Below are 1,378 nucleotides of genomic sequence, written 5' to 3' on the forward strand. Positions count from 1 at the left end.
TACAAAATTAGACAACACTCGGAACTAAAGCCAGCCCTTTCTTCAGCTTTCACAGGCAAAGTGTTTAGCCTTGATAACACTTTTGATACTCTTCATTAGCAGACTCCAACGAAAAGTTCTCAATCATATGCTCCCTTGCTTTTTCACCCAAGCTTCGACGCAACTCATCATCTTCACATAATTGTGTAATAAGTTTTGTCAGGTTCTCAACATCAGCATACTCATATAAAAAGCCGGTTTGATCATCCAATACTAACTTAGGGCTATCCCCCACATTTGTCGCTATCACGGGTATTCTTCTCGCCATAGCTTCCATAATGGCCAAAGAAAGCCCTTCCTGCTCAGAGCAAACCGCCAAGACATCGAAAGAGCCGTACACCTTATCTCTATCAAGCTCCATCCCGTGAAATATACACTGCCCATCGTTCAAAGCCTCTAAAGCCAAAGCTTCTAACTTGCTGCGTTCAGGACCATCACCAAAGAAGTGGATTTCTATCTTTTCTCTCAATGTAGCATCCAACCGACTAACCGCATTGATCAGGCCTTTCTGCCCTTTCAATGCCACCATGCGCCCCACAGAACCTATACGAAGCTTCGTTGACTCGATGTTAGCCACTTGCAGTGGTACAAACACACCATTGCTAATCGTCACAAGTTTTGACTCTTTCCAACCGTGCGTATTGTAGAAAGCCTTCTTCCCTGCATCAGAGACAAAAGTCACCCAAGATACAAACAAGTTGGCGAAACGATGAATTAAACGCCACTTCTTACTCGCCAAAGGAGCGATTCCATGCCTTGTATAAACTATTCGAACCCCCAACAAAAATAGAAAAGGCAATAGAGGAACAAAAAAGCGTAAACCAAATGGACTATGGATATGCAATACGCTTTTGGAAGACTTTGTACGGAAATAGTGCCATACCGCCTTGTAGTCACGAAAACGGTCACCTGAAGATAAAATACAATTCAGGGATTGCTTTGATGCTTCGGTATCTAATGCACACTCTTCGGAAGAGCAGGAAAATACCTCAACATGATCACCGGCTTGTTCTTGTACCGCCGATAAGTCCAATACAAAGCGTTCAGCACCACCAACCTTAAGGCTAGAAAGAACATGTAGAACCCTTGCGCCACCGTTTACTGCCATATAATGTGAATCCTTCGCTCATGTCTTGATAATTTCACTTTACTCTATCGTAGAATCGAGTATAAAACTATTCTGAATTATTATTGTTACATTGCTTACTTGGGTCGACTATGGAAAATCTAGCTCAAAAACCAGTTACTATTGTTATTTCACCTAGGGACAGATACACCGGCTTAGAAAAGTGTATCGAAAACGTCTACCAGTTTACCGATTCAAAACTGTTCAACCTAA

General features: G+C 42.2%; 1 protein-coding gene. It reads right to left on the bottom strand.

From position 1 onward, the window contains the following. Positions 1-64 precede the first annotated feature (64 nt). Positions 65-1,147: a glycosyltransferase family 4 protein gene (locus A3763_RS22815; RefSeq protein WP_068511708.1), complete on the bottom strand. Its 1,083-nt coding sequence runs from the start codon at positions 1,145-1,147 to the stop codon at positions 65-67. Between the last annotated feature and the right edge of the window lie 231 nt (positions 1,148-1,378).

The organism is Oleiphilus sp. HI0128, from assembly GCF_001635365.1.